This is a genomic window from Microbulbifer flavimaris (assembly GCF_001641755.2).
Lineage (GTDB): Bacteria > Pseudomonadota > Gammaproteobacteria > Pseudomonadales > Cellvibrionaceae > Microbulbifer > Microbulbifer flavimaris.
In genome coordinates, this window is record NZ_LRFG02000004.1 from 129,471 (window position 1) to 152,737 (window position 23,267).

Genomic DNA, 23,267 nt, shown 5'->3' on the forward strand with positions numbered 1-23,267 from the left:
GATTACTCTTTGTCGTCGCCGTCGTCGCTGGAATGGTGGGAACGATCAGACTCGACCGCCTTGTCGATTAGAGCAGACAACTGCTGGCCGCGCACGGAGGTCTCGTCGTAACGAAACTGCAGGCGGGGGATGGTGCGCATCTGGATGGCTTTAGCCAGGTGACTGCGCAGGAAGCCGGCCGCGCGGCTGAGCACGTCCATCGAGGCTTTGATCTTTGCAGGATCATCCTCACCGACAAAAGTGACAAAGACCTTGGCGGAGGCCAGGTCCCGACTCACTTCCACATCATTGATGTTGACCATGCCCAGACGCGGGTCGCGGACCTCTTTCTGGATCACCTGGGCCAGCTCACGACGCATGGCGTCTGCCACGCGGTCGGCACGGAAGAATTCTCTTGCCATTTCTTACCTATTTCCAATGGCGGTTGGCAGTCGCGCGGGGCCGGGGCCGCCGCGCGACGCTTGTTGTCCCGAGTTTAGAGTTCGCGGGCAACCTTGACGATATCGTAGACCTCGATCTGGTCACCGGGCTTGACGTCGTTGTAGTCCTTCACGCCAATACCACACTCCATACCGTTGCGAACTTCCTGTACGTCGTCTTTGAAGCGACGCAGGGATTCCAGTTCGCCCTGGTAGATCACCACGTTGTCGCGCAGGACGCGAATCGGCTTGTTCCGGTAGACGGTGCCCTCGGTCACCATACAGCCGGCGATGGCGCCGAACTTCGGTGAACGGAATACATCGCGCACCTGGGCGATACCGACGATCTCCTCGCGGACTTCCGGCTCCAGCATGCCAGACAGCGCCTGCTTCACTTCATCCAGCAGGTTATAGATCACGCTGTAGTAGCGGATCTCAACGCTCTCGGTTTCCGCCAGCTTGCGTGCGGCTACGTCGGCACGGGTGTTGAAGCCAATCACGATGGCGCCGGAGGTCAGGGCCAGGTTGATGTCGTTTTCGGCAATGCCGCCGACACCACTGGATACCACGTTGACCGACACTTCCTCGTTGCCGATATCTGCCAGCGCAGACAGGATGGCCTCCAGGGAACCGCGTACGTCTGCCTTGATGACAACCGGCAGCACCTTGCGCTCGCCCGCTTCCATGTCGGCAAACATGTTCTCCAGCTTGGCCGCCTGTTGGCGCTGCATGCGCTCGCGGCGCTCTTTGTCGGCGCGCTGCTCGGCCACTTCACGGGCCTTACGCTCGTCGGCCACAACCATAAAGTCGTCACCAGCATTGGGCGTGGCGTCCAGACCCAGCAGCTCGACCGGGGTTGACGGACCGGCCTGCTTGACGCTCTGGCCAAGTTCGTTGGTCATGGCTCGGACGCGACCGTAGCTCTGGCCAGCCAGCACGATATCGCCGCGCTTCAGCTCGCCGCTCTGTACCAGCAGGGTTGCCACAACGCCGCGGCCTTTCTCCAGGCGGGATTCGATCACCACACCGCGTGCAGGCACACCCACTTCGGCCTTCAGCTCGAGCATCTCGGCCTGCAGGGAGATCGCTTCCAGCAGTTCGTCGATGCCCTGACCTGAATGCGCGGACACTTCGATGAACTGGGTGTCACCGCCCCAGTCTTCCGGGATCACGTCCTTGGCCGCCAGCTCGTTCTTGACCCGATCCGGATCTGCCGCTTCCTTGTCGCACTTGTTGATGGCGACAACCATCGGCACGCCGGCGGCCTTGGAGTGCTGAATAGCCTCTTCGGTCTGCGGCATAACGCCGTCATCGGCGGCCACTACCAGGATCACCACGTCGGTCGCCTGTGCACCACGGGCGCGCATGGCGGTAAACGCCGCGTGTCCGGGCGTATCCAGGAAGGCGATTTCGCCCTGGCCGGTCTTCACCCGGTAGGCACCGATGTGCTGGGTGATGCCGCCGGCCTCGCCTGAGGCCACCTTGGTCTCGCGAATGTAGTCCAGCAGGGACGTCTTACCGTGGTCGACGTGACCCATCACGGTCACTACCGGTGCACGGGATACCTGCTCGCCCTCAAGCTGCTCCACTTCTGCGACCAGCTCGTCTTCCAGCTCGGTCTCAGAGCGCATCACCACTTTGTGGCCCAGCTCCTCGACGATCAGTGTCGCGGTATCGCGGTCCAGGGACTGGTTGATGGTGACCATCTCGCCCATTTTCATCAGGCGCTTGATCAGCTCACCGGCCTTCATGTTCAACTGCTTGGCCAGGTCGCCTACGGTGATGGTTTCGCCAATCTGTACTTCGTACACCTGCTTTCCTGTCGGCTTCTTGAAGCCGTGTGTGTTCTTGATTTTCAGCGTAGGACGGGACAGGGAGCGTGTGCTGCGTTTTTCTGCCTCATCACTCTCGAAGGCTTCCAGCGCCTGATCGTAGAGCGCGGTCTTGCTGGACTTCTTCGGGCCGCCCTTGGGCGCCCGGCGTCCGCGACGCTTGCGGGGCTCTTCATCCTCATCCTTTACAGTGGGGACGGAAACCGTCTCCATCTTGCGGCGCAGGGAGGGCTTCTCAGCGGCAGTCTTCTTCGCCTTGGCCTCTCGGTCTTCCTCAGCGCGCTTGCGCTCTTCTTCCAGGCGAGCCTTCTTCTCTTCCAGCTCCTTGGCTTCTTCAGCGACCTGCTTTTTGCGACGCTCCATGGCGGCAATACGCATGGCCTCGATGTCATCGACGTAGGTGGAGCGTACCGGCGCCGCGGGCTTTTCAGCTTCAGCGGTTGCTTCCGGCTTCTCTTCCGCCTCAGGTGCCGCAGCTTCCTCGACCTGCTTGGCTGCCTCTGCCGCGGCTTTGGCCTCGGCTTCGGCCTCTTCGCGGGCAGCCTGGGCCTCGGCCTCGGCGCGGGCGCGCTCGGCTTCAGCCTGCTCGGCACGGGCTTTCTCGAGCTCAGCCTGCTCGGCGAGGGCGCGATCCAGCTCTGCCTGGGTAGGCTCGGGTGTCGCTTCCTCGGCCTCGGATTCGGGGCGCTTGACGTAAGTCCGCTTCTTGCGCACTTCCACGTTCACAGTTTTACGGCCGGTGCCAGAGCCGGTTTTCAGCGTGGTGGTGGTCTTGCGCTTCAGGGTGATCTTACGCGGCGCGGCGCTCTTCTCCCCATGACTGCTTTTCAGGAAGTTGAGCAGGACCTGTTTCTCTTCGTCCGACACCACCGCATCTGCAGAGGTATGGGGCAAACCCGCTTCCTTCATCTGCTTCAGCAGACGTTCTTCGGTGGCACCAACCGATTTGGCGAGTTCACTAACTGTTACTTCGGCCATTCTCTCTCCTAAAAGTCACTTGGTCGGAGGGGATTTATCTATTTCATTCGCGCATCTCTGCGCTTACGCCTGTTCGCCGGCATCGTCGGCAAACCAGGGCTCGCGCGCTTTCATAATCAGCGCAGCGGCACGTTCCTGGTCCAAACCGTCGATATCCAGCAGGTCGTCTACCGCCTGCTCGGCGAGGTCTTCCATGGAAGCAATTCCACGGCTGGCCAGCTGGTAGGCCAGATGACGATCCATCCCATCCATATTCAGCAGGTCTTCCTGCGGCTCGGAGGCATCCAGCTGCTCCTCAGAAGCCAACGCCTGCGTCAGCAGGGCATCCTTGGCGCGGGCGCGGAGCTCCTCGGCGATTTCCTCGTCGAAGCCCTCAATGCCCAGCATTTCTTCCAGCGGCACGTAGGCCACTTCCTCGAGGGTGGTAAAGCCCTCGTCAACCAGTACGCCGGCGACATCCTCATCGATGTCGAGACGCTCCATAAATGTTTCCATAACGGTGCTGGACTCGGCTTCCTGCTTGGACTGCCACTCCTCAACACTCATTACGTTGATCTGCCACTGGGTCAGCTCGGACGCGAGGCGTACGTTCTGGCCACTGCGGCCAATGGCCATGGCGAGATTCTCTTCAGCGACGGCCACATCCATAGAACCGGCATCTTCGTCCACCACGATGGACTCAATTTCCGCCGGCGCCATGGCGTTGATTACAAACTGGGCCGGGTTGTCATCCCACAGCACGATATCAACGCGCTCACCGGACAACTCATTGGATACCGCCTGCACGCGCGCACCGCGCATACCCACACAGGCACCAACCGGGTCGATACGGCCATCGTTGGTGGTCACGGCGATCTTGGCGCGCAGACCCGGATCGCGGGCCGCGCCCTTGATCTCGATAACCTCTTCGGCAATTTCCGGCACTTCAATGCGGAACAGCTCGATCAGCATCTCCGGGCAGGAGCGGCTGAGCATCAGCTGCGGGCCGCGGGCTTCCGGCTGAATCTCCAGCAGGATGGCGCGGACACGGTCGCCCAGGCGGAAAATCTCGCGGCCGACCAGCTGATCGCGCGGCAGTCGTGCCTCGGCATTGTTACCCAGGTCAACGGCGATAAAGTCGCGGGTCACCTTCTTGACGGTGCCGCTGACCAGGTCACCAACGCGGTCGCGATATTCCTCGACCACCTTGGCGCGCTCGGCCTCGCGTACTTTCTGCACGATGACCTGCTTGGCGGTCTGGGCGGCGATACGACCGAACTCCACATTCTCGACCTGCTCACGGTAGACATCACCGGCTTTCAGCTCGGTATCTTTCTCGTGCGCCTCTTCGAGGGTGAACTGGGTGCCCAGCTCTGCCAGGGTATCGTCATCCACGACTTCCCAGCTGCGGTAGGTCTCGTAGTCACCGCTGCGGCGATCGATGATCACCTCAATGGTGGAGTCCTCGTCGTAGCGTTTCTTGGTGGCTGTTGCCAAAGCCGCCTCGATCGCCTGGAAAATAATTTCCTGGTCAACGCCCTTCTCGTTGGAAACCGCCTCGGCTACCAGCAAGATCTCTTTGTTCATGCAGCTGCCTCTTTCAAAAACGCTACTAAAAGCTCTTTCAACCGCGCTTACGCCGGTTGTTACTTGAACTGGGGAATAATGTTGGCCCGCTCGATGCTGTCGATGGGCAACAGATATTCATTCTCGTCGTCGATGCGCAGGACAATTTCCTCACCCTCGACACCGGCGAGCAAGCCCCGCCACTTGCGCTGCCCTTCCAGCGGCATGCGCAGACGCACTTCGATCTGGTGACCGACAAAGCGCTGGTACTGATCCAGGCGATACAGCGGACGATCCATGCCCGGGGAAGACACCTCCAGGGTGTACTTGCCACTGATCGGATCTTCTACATCCAGTACCGCACTCGCCTGGCGGCTGACCTTCTCGCAATCCTCTACCGCGATGCCGTCTTCGGCATCGATATAGATGCGCAGCAGCGCATTGCGCCCATGGGTCTGATATTCAATGCCCCACAGCTCGCAACCCAGCGAGGCCACTACTGGCGCAAGGAGTTCTTCCAGCTGTTCGCGCTTGCTCGTCATTTTCGTCACCACAAACAAAAAATGGGCTGGGAAGCCCGCACCACGGTCCGAATGACAAACCGCGGCGCCTACTTCCGGCCCATTCGGAAACCGTATCCTGCAGATACGAAAAAGCCCCTAACAGGGGCTTCTAACGCGCACCTGCGCCTGTACGCAGATGCAGAATTTGGTAGCGGGGGCAGGATTTGAACCTACGACCTTCGGGTTATGAGCCCGACGAGCTACCAGGCTGCTCCACCCCGCATCAACTCTCTGAAAAGCGAAGCCTGGTTGCCTTCGCTCCCCTGTGGCCAGTTGCCTAACCACTCAAGAGGCTGCGCATTCTAGGGGCCCGAACCGATGGAGTCAAGCCATGTTTGGCATTTGATTACACATCGAGGCCCCTTGCCCGCCCCTTATTATAGGAGTAAACATGCGCTGCAAGTGGGGGAATTACTCCGCCCATTGCCACTCGCCCGGCCAACCCAATCCGTCCGCGAACTGCACTCACTCCAGACCTGCCCTCCTCATCAGAGTCACAGCCTTCAACCTACGGAAACTGCACCCAGGACGGGCGCAGGCCAGCGGCACTTATTCGGAGCGGGCCCCTGGCAGCAGCGGGCACCAGGCCATGACGTCAACTTTAGGTGAAGGCGACTTTCCGGTCAGTCAGCGCGACAGCTGCCTTTAGCCACGATCTCGACCTCGCCCACAGCAAATCAGCGTGGTGCTGGCGGCTCTGACGACCTACTCGCTTAGCCAATCCGCGAACTGGTCACTTAAAATCCCGAAGCAAATCGCTCTGCCAGCTCGAAGTAATTACTCAGGTGCGCTTTCGCCGCCTCATGACGATTGTTCTCAGAGGCCAAGTGAATATCCTCAACCACTACTGCCAGCTCTTTCGCCAACTGCTGCCGCTCCCCCTTCAGGTTCTCTGCAAAATAAGCAACGCTTTTCTCCAGGCTATAGGTGACGACATGGATTTGCTCCAGCTCCACCTGATCGAGCTTTTTCTTGCTCTTCATCTCGGCTGTGGTCTCGACAAAAATACGCTCGGCATCCTCCATCGAGGTCACGTCCGGCACCTGGTAGTGCTGAATAGGCTCTTCCTTTGACTCATCGCTCGCCTGCACTGGCGCCGTGAACGCAAAAACAAGGGTAAGAAGCACTAACACCAATTTATTCATTCGCACGTTTCCAACTTCTGCTTACAAAAATGCCTGAGCCTGTGCGGATGGCGTCGTTACCAACTCTTCACTCTTCATAAAAGCGCCCAAGCGCCCGCCGCCCCTTCCACCCCGGTAAGCGGAGCGAATATGCAGAGATGATAATGCCTCCCATTTTCAGCAACAAGCTTTTGGGTCACAAAGTCGTCCCGATCGACGAGGCTCAAAAACGTTTGGTGATATTTGCGGTGAACATGCAGCCAAGGCTTTGACCGAGCGGCGCATCCACGCTGCCCTTCAGGCGAACACTTTCCACTATCGCTCCCAATGCCGAGAGCAATTGCAAAAACCGACCAAAGGTACTCAGGTAGCCGGACTTGGATAAGCCGAGGAAGGATCGCTCGCCTGTCTTGGCCAGCCCAGCTGGCCAGCAGGCTCGCCTGTGACGGTCAGTGGTAAAAGAAAAGCTAACTAGCCGACTAGTTGCGCGATACCCCTGGGGCTTAAATTTGGCAGAGTGAGCCGGATTCCAACTAGTGATGTTCGCGCGGCCGCGCCAGGGCTAGGTAAAGAGGGAGACCGAGTCGTCGGACATCCATCTTGGAGCCACTGGCGGAATACTTTGGTCGCGGGGCCGGATTCGAACCGACGACCTTCAGCGGCTGCGCCGGAACCAGGTAAAAAGCGAGCCCGACCTGTCGGGCCCTGCCTACGAGGCTGTAGGTCTTGAATTTGGTAGCGGGGGCCGGATTCGAACCGACGATCTTCAGCGGCTGCGCCGGAACCAGGTAAAAAGCGAGCCCGACCTGTCGGGCCCTGCCTACGAAGCTGTAGGACTTGAATTTGGTAGCGGGGGCCGGATTCGAACCGACGACCTTCGGGTTATGAGCCCGACGAGCTACCAGGCTGCTCCACCCCGCATCAACTCCGCCAACGAGCCCTGGTACAGCTTCGTTGACTGGCGCTGGTTGAACTAGCGCCGAAGAGGCTGCGCATTCTAGGGATGTGATTGCGCCAAGTCCAGACATCATTCCATTTTTTTCTGACTCTCGATTTCGTTGCCGCTAACAGCCTTAATAAAGGCTCGCGGCTCGCAAGAGAGGATGCAATCAGGCAGCGACGTCCCTGTCGCCATGCCGCAACTCAAAGTTTGCCGATCACATTGAGGAACACGCCCTGGCTGTCGTAATCCAGCTGGGTCAGGTCGTCCGAGAAGTCGGTGAAGTTGTAGCCCACACCCACCTTCAGGTGCCGACCTACCTGACGGTAGAGTCCCAAGAGAGCACCGCTGCGCTGGTCCTGAGCATCCGGCAGGTCCAGCATACGGCCCTCGATCAGAAGATCCCACTTGTTGACGAAATGCCAGTCGGCGCGCAACACGTACAGGTTGGCGCGGCTATCAAAGAACTCGGGGTTCTGCCGGTCCTGGCTCAGCTGGCCGAGGCGATAGGCGTACTTGGCACCCAAGGTCCATTGACGACTGATGTCATAGCTGGTGTCCACCGAGAAGATGTGGCTCTTCTGGATGAACTCCGCCGCCGTGTTCTCTACTGTCACCTGTCCCTGGGTGGGCACGTTGTAGAAGTAGGTGTACTTCAACAAGGTGTTCCAGCGGTCGTTATTCACCGGGCGATAGGCGTAGCCCATAACAGCCTCAGTGAACTTGCCATCGTAGAACTGGCCCTGGGAACTCTGGCTATCGGAATAATTGAGCTTGCCCACCAGACGCCAGTCAGGGCTGATCTGGTAGCTGGCGGTATTTTTCAGCAGCCAGGTCTTGCGCTCGTTCTCGAGCACCGTGTCCTGCCCTTCCACCGGGTTTTCCATGGTATCGGTGCGGTACTCGACGGCGGAGGCGAGACGGATATCACCGTCGCTGAAGCCCATGTTCAGGCCGATCGCACGGCGATCCGTCTGCGCGCCGGTGCGCGGGTCTTCCAGCGTGCCGGCCTCGACGGAGGTGCCGTAATTCCAGCGATCGCTCGGCGCCAGATCCATACCCAGGGCGTGGGTGAGACCTGTGGACACATCGCCGTGGCTGTAACGCTCCTCACCATAGATGCTCACGCTGTCGGAGTAACGGCTGCGGAAACCACTGGCCATGTTGCCCTTGCGTGCGCGCACGCCGGTGTCGGTGCGCTCGTTATCGAGGGTGTAGTTCAGGTAGATATTGGTGCGGTCACTGATCAGGTAGTCAGTGCCCACTCGCGCCGCAGTGCCGGTATCACCACCGGACAGTTCGCTGTCCAGGGTCAACCGCTCGTTCACGCGGTAGGCTCCACCGAGACCGACCCGGTTGTTCTCGTCACGGTTACCCTCCACTTCGAGCGTACGCTGCACGAAGCCGAATGCACGCCAGTCGGCGCCGGAATCGTACGCGGCTTCCACCGCCATATCAGTGCGGTCGCCCTGAGTCTGGGTGGCAGGTACAACCGGAGACAGGTCTTCGCGGGTATCGGCGCGGGCACCGGTGGTGAGGCGCCAGCGGTCATTAACCTGGTAACCCACCGCCAGATCCACGGCGGAGGTCTGCAGGCCCAGGTCCTGATCTTTGCTGTCTGCCTTCAGACTGATATCGGCGCGGCTACCGATCGGCACATTCACACTCACACCGGTCTGGGTGGTATCCCCATTGACCAGCTGACCCGGTGCGGAGAAACCAGCTTCCCGCTCCTGATGGTAGAAGGTACCGGAACCGCGAGCGCCTTCGAAGAAGTCGTTCAGCTGCAGGCTACCTTCCACTTTTGACGCGCCAGCCTTGGCCTGGGGGTCAATCGGGTTGTCCGAATTAAAGCTAAAGCCGCCGTCGAGGGACGACAAACTGTCGAGGTTGTTGCCCTCACTGGTGGCGGATTCCAGCTTCAGCCAGCTGCCCGCGCTCTTGCGGAAGGTCAGGTCGATGCCCTGCAGGGAACTCTCATTATCTTCCTCATCCTGCTGGGTACCGCTCACGCCCACTTTAACGTGATCGCCAATCCAGTAGTGGGCACGACCACCCAGTGCGAGGGTATCCATTTCCTCGAAGCCCGGCGTGTACTCGTAGCGCGCTACCAGGTATTGAGGGTTACCGTTGTACGAGCCGTCCTGAATCAGCAGGTTGTCATTGGCGATGGCGGAGAGCGGCCGGTTCAGCAGGATCCGCCCCTGGATGTAGTCCACGTCGTAGTCGATGACCGGGGTCAGGTTCTTTACACCCAGTACGAGACCGGAGTCCTTGTCCCGCACCTCGACGCGCACGCGCTCGGAACCGGCGAGAATATCCTGATGGCGCATGAAGTACAGGGAGCCACCAGTACCACGGAATTCGTCGCGGCCGGCAATGGTGCCCGGCTCGGCACTGAAGCCGTCGATGGCAAAGCGCTTCTCACCGAAACTGGTGACATCATCGGTTTCGTAGTGACCGGTGGCACCGTAGAGCGCGCGATCGATATGCGCCAACTCGTTGTCGGTGTAACTCGCCTTGAAGTTACCCCACATGCCGTAATCGTCATACTTGGAGAGCTTGACGTAGAACTTGCCGGAGGTCGGCGCATCTTCCACTACCGTGGAGTCATCACCGAAGGTGGGGTAGTAGAGGTCGCTGTCCAGGCGGCGGAACAGGGCATCCGGTGTTTTCTCCAGGAAGTTGGAAAAGAGTTCGTCCACTGGCCCCTCTTCCGTGTCCGCACTGGCGGCCAGGCGCCAGCCCTCACCGAAACCACCACTGGTATAGAACGCCAGGCGGCCATCGTAGCTAACGGAGTTGTCATAGTGGGTTTCGTCACCGGTCACCAGGTCTGCGGGACCGTTGGTATCGTCCACACCGATGGTGAAATCGGCGATGCCCACGGTAAACCATTCGTCGTTGGCAAAGCGCAGGTCACGCAGGAATAACTCACCGTTACCCTCGGGGTCGAGCACCGCAACTTCTACTGTGTGCAGGCCGCGGGTGAATATCTGCTCGGCAATAAACTCGCCGTTGTCACTGACCGGTACGGACTGTCCAGCCAGCCAAACAGTGTGATCCTCAGGAATCTGGGCACCGTTGACGCGCACGGTGTTGCCGTCGAGAGGAATATTCTGGCTGGCGATACGGTTTTCACCGTAGCCCACCAGCAGCTCCTGCTCGGCAATACTTTCATCCACCGGGCCATCGAGACGGTCCACCAGCCACAGGGTCTGTGGGCGGGTCTCGTCGTAACGCCCCTTCTCGTCGTAAACACGCACCAAGTACTGCAATTTCTTCAGCGGGGCCTCGAACTGCTCAAACCCGGCGCTCCAGCTGCCGTTGCCGTTTTCGTCCAGGGGCACTACTGCCACCGGCGTATCGCGCAGTGACTGCTCCTCTTCAAACAGGCGCACCTCGGCCCGCTCGATAAAATTTGGATAATTGGAGTAGCTGCGGAACTGCACGCGGCTGTCATCCACTTCCGTTCCCGGATCATCCTGGTAGCGCACCGTAGTCGGCCAGGCGCTGACGTTCAGTCGCGGCGTCATGGTCTTGTTATCGAAACGGAACTGGATATTGGCCTGCTCCAGTGCCACATCGGTGCAACGCTGCAGGTCGGCAGAGTTTTTGTACGGGTCGTACTCCGGGCTGCCATCCACAGTGATGCGCATCAGGTTGAGCGCATAGGGATTATTGGCCACGGCTTCACGATCGATGCGTTCGATCGCCAGGCGGTCCTGCTCCGACAGCACTGCCAGCTCGTCGTAGACCACCTGCACTTCGACCCGCGCACCGTCCAGTTCGACAAAACCGGTGGAAACCACATCGTCGGACTGCACAAAACCACGGCCTTCGAACTCAACCTGTTCCTCTGTGAGGTTCAGCGCCTGCTGCACCTGCTGCATGGCGCGACGGGCACGGGCACGCGAAAGGCCCACATCATCGCCGTAGACCATGGCCTCACGGCGCTCCATACGCTCGTTTTCACTGTAGCCAACGAAACTCAGCCTAACGTTGGCCCTGTCCGCCACTTCGTTCATGATGCTGCGCATGCGCGCCAGCTGAGATTGAGGGATGACCGGGTCGCCGCTCTCAAAACGGATCGGGGCCAGCGGCCCGGTGGGCGACTCATGGACCACGGTAATGGTTTCGGCACCCGCCGCTTCCGGACAGGCCTGTACGCCATCGTGTGCAGTTTCCAGCGGGTCGTCGTACCAGAACTCCACTTCTACACGACGGTTCAGGGCGCGGCCCTTGGCGGTGTCATTGGCGACCATGGGCATGGTGCTGCCCTTGCCGCTGTAGGTCACCATGCTCTCGGGCAGACCGAGGCTGTCGCGGACCGCCAGTGCCACGCGCCGCGCTTCGGCCCTCGACAGCGCCATATGGTCGCTATAGAGCGCCGCCGGACCTTCCGGCAATGGCAGGCTGTCGGTATGACCGACAAAGTGCACCACCAGATTATTCTTGTCCGCCAGCTGTGCACGGACCTCGCGGATGCGCCGCATAAAGGCTCCCGGCAGATCCACCTGGCCCGGTTGCCAACGCAGCGGCGTCACCAGGTTTTTCAATCGCGCACGCTCTTCGGAACCGGCGGTGTAGGTCAAGCGACAGACCGTTTCCTGGCGGCAGACTTTTACCCGGTTGAGCTGTAAAGCCTGGGCGCGGGCCATCTCGGCCTGCGCTTCCTGATCCAGCTCGTCGTAGGTGACCTGCACCTGGACGCGGCGATTCATGGCCCGGCCCTGACTGGTGATATTTTCCACCAGCGGCTCCTGATCGCCCCGGCCCTCGAAGGAAACCGCCTCCTCCGGCAGATCCAGCGCCAGCTGGAAAAACTCCGCCACATACTGGGCACGGGCGCGGGTGAACTCTTCCTTATCCAGGTATTCCGCCAGCTGTTGCACCGTCATCGCCGCACTGTCGGTATGGCCGATAAATTTCAGGCGCAGATTGTGCTTGCCGGACAGCTCGGCCAGTTTTTCCTCTAGCGCTTCGACCCGGGTCTCATCGACTTCATCATCAACAGATTCGAAGAGCATCGGGTCGATGAGGTTTTCCTCCACCACCGGTTCCATCGCCTCGGAGAACAGGGTCGCATCCTGCACCCACTGGTTCCGTGGCTGGCCCAGCAGCATGGTTTCGGTATTGCTTCCAACCGGTTGCTCTTCATAGTCCACTGGGGGCTCTTCAACAGCCGGCGTAAGTCCCGGAATCTCTTTCCAGACCTCCCACCAGCTGGCATCTTCGGCCTGCAAATCGACATTCTGTGCAATAGCCGGAGAGGCTGCCGAAAGCGCCAACAGGCTGATCGCAACACAGAGGGCTTTGGGCCGCGCACATAGTCTCGCGTCGGCGGTGAGCCGCGCTTTCTGAGGAATTAACATCACTTCCATCCCCCCCGGCTCGGCGGCGCCCCGCGCCGCCAGAACACCTCGGTCTCAATCGTCAGTTCGTAGTCGCCGTAATTGCGCACCCATTCGTCGGCAATCCGCGCTTTCATTACCTGCAGGCGACGCTCCACCAGATCCGGATCTTCCGTCTCCGCCAGATAGGAGAGGCGCAGCACCGAAGGTGCCTCCTGCAGTTTTTCCAGCAACAGCTCTGTGCGGGAATTCCACTGCGGGCGCATTTCGGTGCTCTCCGGTTCGAACACACCCTCGGCCATATCCAGGCGCACAACGCGGTGCAGGCTGGAGCCGAAGTTCACCTTGATCATCTTGCCTCGTGTGGCGCGTACCACGCGTGGGTTTTCACTGGTAAGGCGATAACCGCTGGGGAGGCTGCGATCATCCAGCTTCAGCACAAAGTTGGAACCGCGATCCTGATTCGGCACCACAGCACAGGTGATATGGAAGCGCCCGTGCGCATCGGTGGTGGCATTCAGGCCCGTGGCCGTAACCACACGAGCACCAGGCACCCCGCCTTCACCGTCGTCCTGATAACCGTTCATATTTTTGTCGTCGTAGACCTTGCCGATCACATCGGTACAGTCGAAGGTCGGGTCGGGAATGACTCGAACGGTAGCGAACGCTTCACCGGAAACCACCTGCCCCGACAAGCCATTGAACAGCTGCGCCCGGTTAACATACTCACCTTCACCCACACCGGAGCCGACTACCAGCAGGAGTTTTGCAGTTCGGGTCTGTTGCGGGTCGATCCGCAGGCCGGACCAACGCAGCTGCAGGCCTTCCACCTCGGGCTCAATTGCCATGCCATCGACACGGGCCGATCCGGCCACGTACTTGAAGCCCGCCGGGAAGAAGTCCACGAGCTGCAGATCCGTCAGCGGCACACCGAGCGCGTTGCTGAACGTAATCGTGTAAGGCACCAGCTGGCTGCGGGTCACATTCAGCATGGATGCAGTCTTGGTGATCGACAGTGCACCGTCCAGCTGCGGGTCCACGGCAATGTGGTTGTTGAACAGCTGGCTTTCACCCGGCACCCGGTTGTCATCCAAACGCAGGCGCAGGTAATAGTTGGTACCGGAGCTCTGCGCGTCGATATCGATCGATGGTGCCGTCGGCGATGCCTGTGCCTCACAGTGCTCCGTGGTGACCGGCACCGCGTCGCCAGCGCTGCCCAGGCAGGCTGCCACATCGAAGCCAGCCGTATCGGCATTGGTTTGCGGCGGAATAATCGCGGATTCACCGGCGACGTAGTTATCTCCCGGCAACTCCACCTGAATCAGGTAGTCATTGCCCGCCGGACAGCCAGCGCCGGAGAAGTTGATGTCGAACTTGTAGAAACCGCCGGCCTGCGTCACCTGCCCCTGCTGGTTCGGGTCATCGAAACAGCTGTCCGGCAACTCAACACCACTGGAAGCGCGCAACATGGTCAGGGTGGCTCCACCCACTGGCCCACGGACCACGGAGTCGTAAACCACACCGTTGGGGGTCAGCGGCAGATTCAGGTCCTGTAGGTTCGCACCGGAATCCACATAGATTTCAGTAATCTGCTGCGGGCCGTTGGTGAAGTCTGAGTCCCCATTACCCAGAGAAGCAGTGTTAACGCCCGCGCCCGGCGCGACATATTTCAGCTCATAGCTTGCGCCACCGGCCATATTGGTGAGCAGGCCGTCGAACTGGAAGTAGCCGTTTTCGTCGCTCTGCGCAGTCTCGACAAGGTTGCCATTGAAGTAGAGCTCAATGGTCCAGTTCTGCAGCAGTTGCTCATCAGTATCCGGCTGAGCGTTGAAGTTCACATCCTGCCAGAGGTAACCGGCAAGATTGGCGATACCCGGTGTACCCCCCACGTCGATGGAGACACTGGCCTGCTCGCTGGAAGGTGGATCATTCCACTCCACCACGGCGGTATTCAGCACAGTCGTGCCGATCGCGAGATCAGCCCCCAGCTTGGCCTGGAAGCGCAGTGTGGCCGAGTCTTCCGGTTGCAACTCGCCGAAGACAGCGGAGTAGTCGGCGGTAATGACGGAGCCGTTCACCGTGATGCCATCAGCCTGGCCATTGAGCCTGGCCGAATCGGCGACATAAGTGAGTGCACCATCGCCGGCAACCAGCAGATCATCGGTGATCACCACATTGCTGGCCGGTACCGCGCTGATATTGGTCACGGTAACCAGGTACTCCAGCGTGGCGCCCGCCTCGGCTGCGCCGTTCACCACGGCCACTTCTTTAATGATGGCGAGCTGCTGGGCATCGCCCACGACGACGTCAGTCGGCTGGGCACCGTTCGCCGGGTTGCCGTCGGCATCGGTCAGAACCAGCGGGAGCTCTGCGCTGTCCACACTGCCCTGGTTACTGATGACCGTACCTGTTGGTGTGCCGGCATCCACCGTGACATCAAACACGATCGTCGCGGTACGGGCGGAACTGATAACACCTTCGAGTGCGCCCGGCAGCGGTGGGGTCAGGTCTTCGGAAGAGATCGGCAGGCCGGTGGCAATACGGGCCTCGCCGCCACCATTATCGCTGACTGCAATACCGTTCAGTGTCGTGGAACCGGGCACGTAGGTGGTATTGGCCGGAATCAGGTCCGTCAGCTCTGCCTCGGTAGCATCCACACCGCCACGGTTTTCCACCACGATGGTGTAGCGCAGGGTATCACCCGGGTCGACGATGCCGGCACTCAGGTTGTCCACCTGAAGGGCCACGGCTTTACGCGCTAGCAGCAATGACGATTCGCCGACGATATCAATAGTCGGGTCATTTTCAGCTTCGGTTGCCGGGTCGTCAGAAGGCGCTTCCTCAAAGGCTCCACTACCGGCGCCGTCACCGTTGAGGAAGCCCTGGTTGGAGATCAGTGTGCCCTCGTTGACGTCATTCACCGTCACTTCGAAGGTGACTACCGCCCGCGCATCTCCCGAGGCTGCCGGATCCGCCAACAGTTCACCCTCTTGAGCTCCAGGCGAATTGATCGTCAGGCCGGCCGCCAGTGGACTGCCGCCGTTGACATCGGCAACTGCCACGCCGTTGAGGGTGGTTGAATTTGCCACATACGTCGTGTTTGCCGGCACCTGGTCACGCAGTACTGCACCGATGGCATTTTCGCCACCGATATTCTGCACAGTGAGGGTGTAGCGCAGGGTCTCACCAGCCAACAGCATGGCGGTGTCACCGGTCAGATCCTCGGAAGTCTTTTCGATCTGGAAAAGCGGTTCTGAATCGATCAGCGTCTCGGTGGGATCTTCAGCTCCTCCGAGCGCGGGATCGTCACTTGACTCAAAAATCACACCGCTGACGCCGAGCTGCGCCTGATTGAGCACCACTGTGCCGCTGGTGATCACCGGTGCGAGGGTCGCCTCGAATTCAACGGTGAGCATGTCACCGGCGTCTCCCGCCGGAGCAATGGCCAGGTCATTGACCTCGAGCAGACCACTGCCCTGGCTGCCGCCGTTACCAGTGATGCTTTCGGAGGCACCACTTGGCAAGGTTACGACTGCCAACGAATCCGCCTCAAACATTGCTGTGGTATTCAGTCGATCGAGCTCATCGATCAGGCTAAAGCCATTCAGCGGCACATCGCTGGTGTTCTCAATCTCGATGGTATAGCGCAGGCGATCCCCGGGGCTGGCCGTCGCGCCCGACTCACCCGTGGTCACATTGACCACGGTCTTGCGCATCTCAAGGGTCGCCGCCTCGACGATAAACTCGTGGTTATCCTCGTGGTCGACCACTCCGGGGGTGCCATCGGTCAGCTGACGCTGGTATGCGAAGCGCTCAGATGAGGCTGCATCGGCACTGAACCACTCGGTTGCACCGGCAATGTTAATCAGGGTGCTGCCGTGGATATTGTCATCATCCAACTCGACCTGATAGGTAACGCTCAGGCTGTCGCCCGGCGCCAGCGCATCATCCGTTTGCAGTGTCATTGTGAACTGACAGGTAGGATCACCATCCACAAAACTGACCGCAAAATCCGCAGCATTTAGCGTGACCGTCGAACTGTCTGCTTTCTGGATCACTGCCGACTGAATCACCGGCTGGGCATCGCACATGCCGCCCGGCGCTGGGTTGGGCAGCCAGTCGGTCAGTGTCACGTTCCAGGCACTGGCTCCACCGGTGTTGGCAACGTTCAGCACGAAGTTGTCCGGCGTGCCAACTTTCAGGGATGCGGGCCCGGTCTTCTCCACCACCAGTTCCGGGTGCACGATAGTAACGGGATCGGAGTCCGCGCCCGTCGTAGCGTCATCACCGAGACGAGACACGCCATTGTCATAGTCATACCAGGCGCGGTTAACGAACGCTTCGGTACGCGCCTGGTTGGTTGCCGTGTTCAGCACCTCGACCGTGACCAGTACATCTAGCTGGCCACCGGCCGGAATGTCGATGCCATTAGTGCTATCCACCAGCACCAGATTATCGGCTGTGCCTGTATTCGTCAGTGCACTGCCACCGACACTGGCAGAAACAAAACCCAGGTCGACACCGGTAGCCGCCAGGTTGTCGGTGATGCGTACATCCTGAAGCGCCACATCCACCGGCTGCTCGGGCACGGTGATGGTGTAGGTCAGTTCCTCACCGATGGCCACAGTGCTCTGCCCTGCTACCTTGCTCAACACACCCGGCATGATGGCTGTGAGGTCGAAAGTGGCTGGCTCTGACGGGCCATACTCTTCACGCCAGTCGGCAACGCTATTGATCGGCGGCTGGTCGTTATCGAACGAGTAGTAGCGCGAAACCTGCGCGGTGTTGGTCAGCGTGACACCGGCAGCCAGGTCACTATCACCCGTCACTTCATACACAATGCGAAGAGTTTCGCCCGGATCGATTGCAGCGTTGGCGGCTGAGTCGAAATCCCAGGTAATCGTGCCTGTAGCCGTGTCATAAGTCGGGGTCACAGCCACAGTGGTGCCAGAATTCACCAGCGTCGCACTGACGGTCGTGACACCCCCCTGACGCAATCCTACCGGCAGGGTGTCCACCAGAACGATATCGTACGCGGGTGCATCGCCGTTATTGGTGACATCCACTGTATAAGTGGCCGTCTCACCGCCCCTGATTTCAGTATCGCCGCCAGCAGAGGTCACACCGGATTTGGTCAACGAGAGCAATGGCTGCAGTGCATTGACTGTCGCTCCTGCGAATAATGGCGCTGGGGCAACCCCACCAACCTGATAGTTCAGGCTCACGGTATTGGTCAGGGATTGAGACGTGGGCTGCTGGCTCAGGATGTCGCCATTCTGTACCCGCGCCCGGTAGACGATGGTCAGGAAATCATTGGTCGCGTCACCATCGATCGGATTGGTTACGGCGTCGATGGTCCAGGTGACCGTGCGCAGGTCGGCACTGACATCCGGAGCAGGCAAGGTTGCCGGCGGAGTTCCAAAGTAATCCGCGCTTACCATTTCCACGAAGGCCAATCCCTCGGGCAGGGTGTCGGTGAGCACCAGATTATTGTGGGCACCCTCTACCAGGGCCAGCTGCACTTGATAGTCGACAGTATCGCCCACCCGGAGGCTACCGTTGCCATTCCAGCTATCGCCCACGGCTGCCTTGGTCAGGTCGATATTGTAATCGACCCCCAAGCCGCTGGTATCACCGCTACAGTATGTGTTTGGCGCTGTCGTATTCGGGCAGCCCGCACCGGTGCGCTCACGATTTCCGATTGTGAAATCACCATCGAGCGACGTCCAGTCGGCCAGGGCACTGTTGACGATATCCTCCGAGGTAACGATATCGACGTTGACCCGGTAAGTGATCACCAACACGCTGCCGGTGGGAATCGTCAGCGAAGCGTCGCCATTGTCCCGCCCCCAAGTCAGCATATTGCCGCTCACCAGGGGGGTACTGTTGAAGCCCGCTACAGGTGAACCATCGATTTCGGCGGTAGTGGATCCACCGATATAGCTCAACTCATCCGGCAGTGTATCGGCGACGTTGGTATCAAAGGCGGTAGAGGTACCGTTGTTGGTAATGGTCAGGGTGTACTCGAGCTCATCACCACTCGCCGCGGGCTGACCGGGGTCAGTAATGTTGGCAACATCCTTAACCATCGCCAGATCCGGCTCCACGATGGTGATATCCGCCGGGCTGCTGGTTCCGCCATCAACATCAGCACCGCCTTCCAGATAGGTGTAGGAAGCCGTATTGCTGACCGGTGTGGCACTGGCGTTGACGTTCTGGGTATTTGCCACCCAGGTGGTCAGAGTGATGACTGCCTGCTGGCCTGCGGGGATGGTGCCGATATCCCAGCTGAGTTCCTGGCCATTTTCGTTGGTAGCAGCACCAAGAGGTGAGCCGTTTACCTCCACCGAGGCATCCACATACTGCAGGGCGGGATCGAGTATATCGGTGACGGTGACACCGTTCAGTTCGGCATTGACTGGCGTACCGGGGACCGTAATGGTGTAAATCACCTCTTCACCGATGGTCGCCTCGGAGACCGAGGCTACTTTGGTGGGCACCGCCACCTCGAACGTATTGGTCATCCAGACGCTGGAAGAAGCAACAGGATTTATAGAGATATATTCGCGAGCATTCGTGCTATCCAGGGTCTCACGTGACCAGTAGGCATCCAAATTCGCGAAATTGGACCAGATCTGGTTGGGCGGGATATCGGTATAAAAAGCGATGTTGTAATCCACCGACACACAGCTTGACGGCTCAAGCGGGACACCGAGCACGACAACCATATTGCCGTCACGACCACCCGGTGGCGCATAGGAGAAGTCAGTAGTATCGAGAGCAGCACCATCAATCGCCACTTGCACGGCAGCAATGGACGTTTCATCCAGCTCCGCTGGCAGGTCATCGACCAGCTGCACACCGTAGGCCGGCGCATCCCCGACATTACAGGCCTGCAGCGTGAAATCCATGGTGTCGGTGGCAATATCCACCACGTAGGCGGTGGCCGATGACAGTCCGTCGCCAATAGTGGAACCATCATCCGGGACCACTACACCAGTCTTCGTCAGTTCACTAATCTGCGGCTGCAGCACTTCGACGCTGGCAATCTCAGCCGTGGCAGTAGCGGGTGTGCCATCCGCAAACGTGTAGCCCATTGTGGCCTGGTTGTTAAGAATGGTGCTGGTTGGCGTCGGGGCAGGCGCTTCGGTGGGGCCATGTTGCACGCGCGCGCGGTAGACGATCACAAACTCATTGTTGGTTGGATCAGCGTCGGCCGCATTGTCGATATCCCCGAGAGTCCAGGTCAGAGTTCCGGTCTGGTCCGCTGACGGCAAGCTACTGGCAGGGATGTCTGCATGGGTAAATACGCCGTTACTGGCATACGGAGCACTAGTGCCCCCGTTGATGCTGACCACGTCAGCAAAAGCAAGGCCCGGATCCAGCACATCGGTGATAACCACATCCCGCGTCAAACCCTCAGGCAGTGTGAGCGTCAACTGGTAAGTGATGGTGTCACCGGCGCGAGCGGTCGTATCAGCGCTGGTGGAGATACCGCTATTCCAACTGTCTCCGATTACCGACTTCGCAAAGCCTGACGTATCGATGCTGGCCAAGGTGCTGGTCGCGGTAACGAAATAGTCGTTTAGCGCCGCCTGGTCAGGGGCACCGCTGCCGGTACGCTCTTCAATATCAGCACCGTCGAGAGAGGTCCAATCAGCCTGGACCGTATTGACGAGATCACCACCGTCCACACCATTGACACTGGTTCGGTAAACCAGCGTCAGTGTTTCACCTACCGGAATATCCAGTGCCTCATCGCCATTGACTCGCCCCCAGCTAAGGACACTGCCGCTGACATCCGGATCAAGATCATTCGTATTGCCGCCGAGAGTGAGCTGGGCAGAGCCCGGCTCCAGCTCCAGGCCGGCGGGGAGAGTATCAATGATGGCTACGTCGTAAGCGGTCGAAGTGCCGTTATTCGTCAACTCGATCGTGTATTCGAGGGTGTCACCACCTCGCGCCGCTGATTGGCCACCCTGGCTAATATTGGTCACCAACTTCTGGGCAGACAGGACCGGCTCAACAATGCTGATTGCTGAAGCCGTGTCCGCTGTACCGATCCCATCCGTCTGAGCACCACCCTGAGTGCGGCTATAGGTGTAACGGGCGGTATTAGTAAAGGGCGCTGAAGTGTCCTGATTTGCGAGCTTATTAGTGAGACGGACTTGCAGCGTCACCACTGCCTGCTCGCTCGCGGGAATATCGAGGCCTGTAACCGTATTTTCCAACACAAGTTCGGTGGCAGTACCCGAGTTGCTCAGCGTATAGGTGGTAGTACTGGTGGTGGCTGTAGCACTGACGAATTCCAGATTCGGGGGCAACGAATCGAGTATTCGTACGTCGTATAGAGGCGCCTCCACCGAGGTTTCCGGAACCGTGATCTGGTAACTAGTCAATGCGCCGATAGCGAGCTCTGTGTCCGTACTCTGCTTGTCCAGGGCGCCGGGAGCAGTGATCAGGACTTCAGTGGGATCCTCATCACCAAGAACCTCCGGATCGGAAACTCCGCCAACAAATGGATCATCACTGGGATAACTTGCAGGTGCCGGATCCACGGAGTTAATGCCACTGGCCTCAAGGGAAGCCTGGTTCTGCACAACACTTCCCGTAGGCAGCGCACTATCCAGGGTCGCCTGAAATTCAATGATCAGACTATTTCCCTGAGCGAGAGCCAAGGAGTCGCCGTTTATACCATCCACTACCAACTGGCCCCCACTGATACTGCAATCAGGTTCAACAGTGGGTTGTGTACCAATAATCTGACAGGTGAGGTTTGAAGTTCCGACTATCTCGGTCGGTATGGTGTCTGTGATGCGAATATCGGCGATATTCTGGTCGACGTTGAACAGACGGATAGTGTAAGTCAGGTCATCGCCGGGTGCGGCAGTAATCGCGGGGTAAGCACCGGTGACATTATTAGCGACTGTCTTCTCAAAATAATAACCAGACAGCGCTACCTCGACTGAGGCGGCATCTTCATGGTCGTCGGTACCGACGGTGCCATCAGTCAATTGACGTGTGTACTCGCCACGAGTGCTATTGGTCTCAGCGTCGTTCGCCCAGAATGTAGCTGCGGCGACATTTATTAACAGCTGCCCATTGGCTGGCTCATTGTCCGAGCCTACTGTGTTGAGTCGGCTTTCATATGTAATTACCAAGACATCATCTGGCGCTAGCCCACCCGCTTCGTCCTCAAGCTCGATAAACAGCCGGCCGGCATCCTGACCGTTGGGGCCGGGGTTATACGACAATGTGTAGTCAGTGCCCTCGTCCAGAGTGACACCAGCCATCGTTACGGTAACCGCTCCAGTCGGATCGAAGTCCTGCATTTCCGGCGGCAACTGGTCCTCAATAGCGATATTCCAGGCCGGGGAACCGCCCACATTCTGAATACTGAGGGTAAATTGGGGGCTATCGGTGGCATTGACCGCAGTTGCCGCAGTGCTCTTATTCAGCACCAGGTCCGGGCTGGAAATACTTAATAGCTGGGCAACACCGTTTTCACCTGGCAGCGGATCGTATCGGGTGCCGTCAATGATTCGCGCGAATTCCCACGTGGCGATATTGGTAAAAGACTTACCGATAATGTTTACCGGCGAATCCTCGAGTACGACCTCCAATTCGAAGTGTACCTGAGCGCCCGCGGGCAAGGTCGCCGGATCGCGAATCTCAAATGTCAGGACTCCGGGGTCTTTGTCATTGCCACTATTACTAAGAAAATAATCTGAGCCACGGGACATCGGGGTTGTAACCCCGTTCTCGTCCTCGTAAAAGGCCCTGATTGCCAGTAGCTCCAGATCAACACCCAGCGTCGCAACTGACAGATCATCCTTGATTACGATGGAATCGATATCATTCAGAGAACCCGCAGACTGCAGTACCGTACCACTGACAGGATCGTAAAGAACCGGCACATCCAGGGTGTACACAAACGGAACGCCAACGGTCACCGAGGAAATCGGGGTTCCACTGAGGTCCTCGGCCTGCTTCTCAATTTTCTCCACCGGGATAATCAAGTCCTGACAGCCCTCGCGCACAGTGCTGAAATCAGAACCGTTAACCGCCCAGACGGAGGCTTTGCCCTCCACATTGGCACAGGCGAAATTACCTCCAAAACACACATTGTCGAAGACAATTAATGTTCCAGTTTCAACACTTGCAAAGTTGAGTGTTGAGTTCAGAGGATTGTCACAACTGAAGTTCTTGACGGTACAGGAGCGATCAATGGAGAGCTGCTCTGATCCCGAGAAAGTTCGCCCGTCATTGCTAGGGTAGCCAGGCCCATCGATCAAGCAGCCATCCGGCGTACCTGGACTACCGGGAGGAGCAGGCACAGTCTCGAAGTCAGACGTAGCAAAGTTGGCCGCCAGCGCTTCCTGGGCCAAGGGCAGGGTCAACAACAAACCAACGAGCAGCGGCGAGCAAAATTTAGCCAGGAAACGGCTGCCGCTTCCTGCAAGCCCAGCAAGCCCTTTCTGTAGAGATTTCAGTCCCGTTACTTCCGACATC

7 protein-coding genes and 2 tRNA genes are annotated in these 23,267 nt (G+C 59.0%); all 9 read right to left on the reverse strand.

Features of this window, described 5'->3' with window-relative positions; genetic code table 11:
- Nucleotides 1-2 precede the first annotated feature (2 nt).
- The 9 genes from rbfA to AWR36_RS12030 all read right to left on the reverse strand — a co-directional run bounded on the left by rbfA (nt 3) and on the right by AWR36_RS12030 (nt 23,050).
- The gene (rbfA, locus tag AWR36_RS11990) at nt 3-401 is read right to left on the reverse strand and encodes a 30S ribosome-binding factor RbfA (protein ID WP_067085253.1); all 399 of its coding nucleotides are present in this window, start codon (nt 399-401) and stop codon (nt 3-5) included.
- Between the two features lie 74 nt (nt 402-475).
- Complete coding sequence (gene infB, locus AWR36_RS11995) at nt 476-3,229, reverse strand: translation initiation factor IF-2 (protein WP_067085255.1); 2,754 nt, start codon at nt 3,227-3,229, stop codon at nt 476-478.
- Between the two features lie 63 nt (nt 3,230-3,292).
- The gene (gene nusA / locus AWR36_RS12000; protein ID WP_067085257.1) at nt 3,293-4,795 is read right to left on the reverse strand and encodes a transcription termination factor NusA; all 1,503 of its coding nucleotides are present in this window, start codon (nt 4,793-4,795) and stop codon (nt 3,293-3,295) included.
- A 59-nt stretch (nt 4,796-4,854) separates the two neighbouring features.
- On the reverse strand, nt 4,855-5,316 hold the full coding sequence (gene rimP / locus AWR36_RS12005) for a ribosome maturation factor RimP (RefSeq protein WP_067085260.1): 462 nt from the start codon (nt 5,314-5,316) through the stop codon (nt 4,855-4,857).
- A 167-nt stretch (nt 5,317-5,483) separates the two neighbouring features.
- A tRNA-Met gene (locus AWR36_RS12010) sits at nt 5,484-5,560 on the reverse strand.
- 514 nt (nt 5,561-6,074) lie between these two features.
- The gene (locus tag AWR36_RS12015; RefSeq protein WP_067085262.1) at nt 6,075-6,482 is read right to left on the reverse strand and encodes a DUF6746 family protein; all 408 of its coding nucleotides are present in this window, start codon (nt 6,480-6,482) and stop codon (nt 6,075-6,077) included.
- 823 nt (nt 6,483-7,305) lie between these two features.
- Nucleotides 7,306-7,382: transfer RNA gene (locus AWR36_RS12020), tRNA-Met, on the reverse strand.
- Between the two features lie 222 nt (nt 7,383-7,604).
- Nucleotides 7,605-12,776 carry an OmpA family protein gene (locus AWR36_RS12025; RefSeq protein WP_231745330.1) on the reverse strand — a complete coding sequence of 1,724 codons (5,172 nt, stop codon included), beginning with the start codon at nt 12,774-12,776 and terminating at the stop codon, nt 7,605-7,607.
- Complete coding sequence (locus AWR36_RS12030) at nt 12,776-23,050, reverse strand: isopeptide-forming domain-containing fimbrial protein (RefSeq protein ID WP_176491139.1); 10,275 nt, start codon at nt 23,048-23,050, stop codon at nt 12,776-12,778. The genes AWR36_RS12025 and AWR36_RS12030 overlap by 1 nt, the downstream gene beginning before the upstream one ends.
- Nucleotides 23,051-23,267: the final 217 nt, after the last annotated feature.

Excerpts from the sequence above, each read along its gene's own strand:
- AWR36_RS12025 (WP_231745330.1), bottom strand. The coding sequence starts at position 12,776 with ATGTTAATTCCTCAGAAAGCGCGGCTCACCGCCGACGCGAGACTATGT.
- infB (WP_067085255.1), bottom strand. The coding sequence starts at position 3,229 with ATGGCCGAAGTAACAGTTAGTGAACTCGCCAAATCGGTTGGTGCCACC.
- nusA (WP_067085257.1), bottom strand. The coding sequence starts at position 4,795 with ATGAACAAAGAGATCTTGCTGGTAGCCGAGGCGGTTTCCAACGAGAAG.
- rbfA (WP_067085253.1), bottom strand. The coding sequence starts at position 401 with ATGGCAAGAGAATTCTTCCGTGCCGACCGCGTGGCAGACGCCATGCGT.
- rimP (WP_067085260.1), bottom strand. The coding sequence starts at position 5,316 with ATGACGAGCAAGCGCGAACAGCTGGAAGAACTCCTTGCGCCAGTAGTG.
- AWR36_RS12015 (WP_067085262.1), bottom strand. The coding sequence starts at position 6,482 with ATGAATAAATTGGTGTTAGTGCTTCTTACCCTTGTTTTTGCGTTCACG.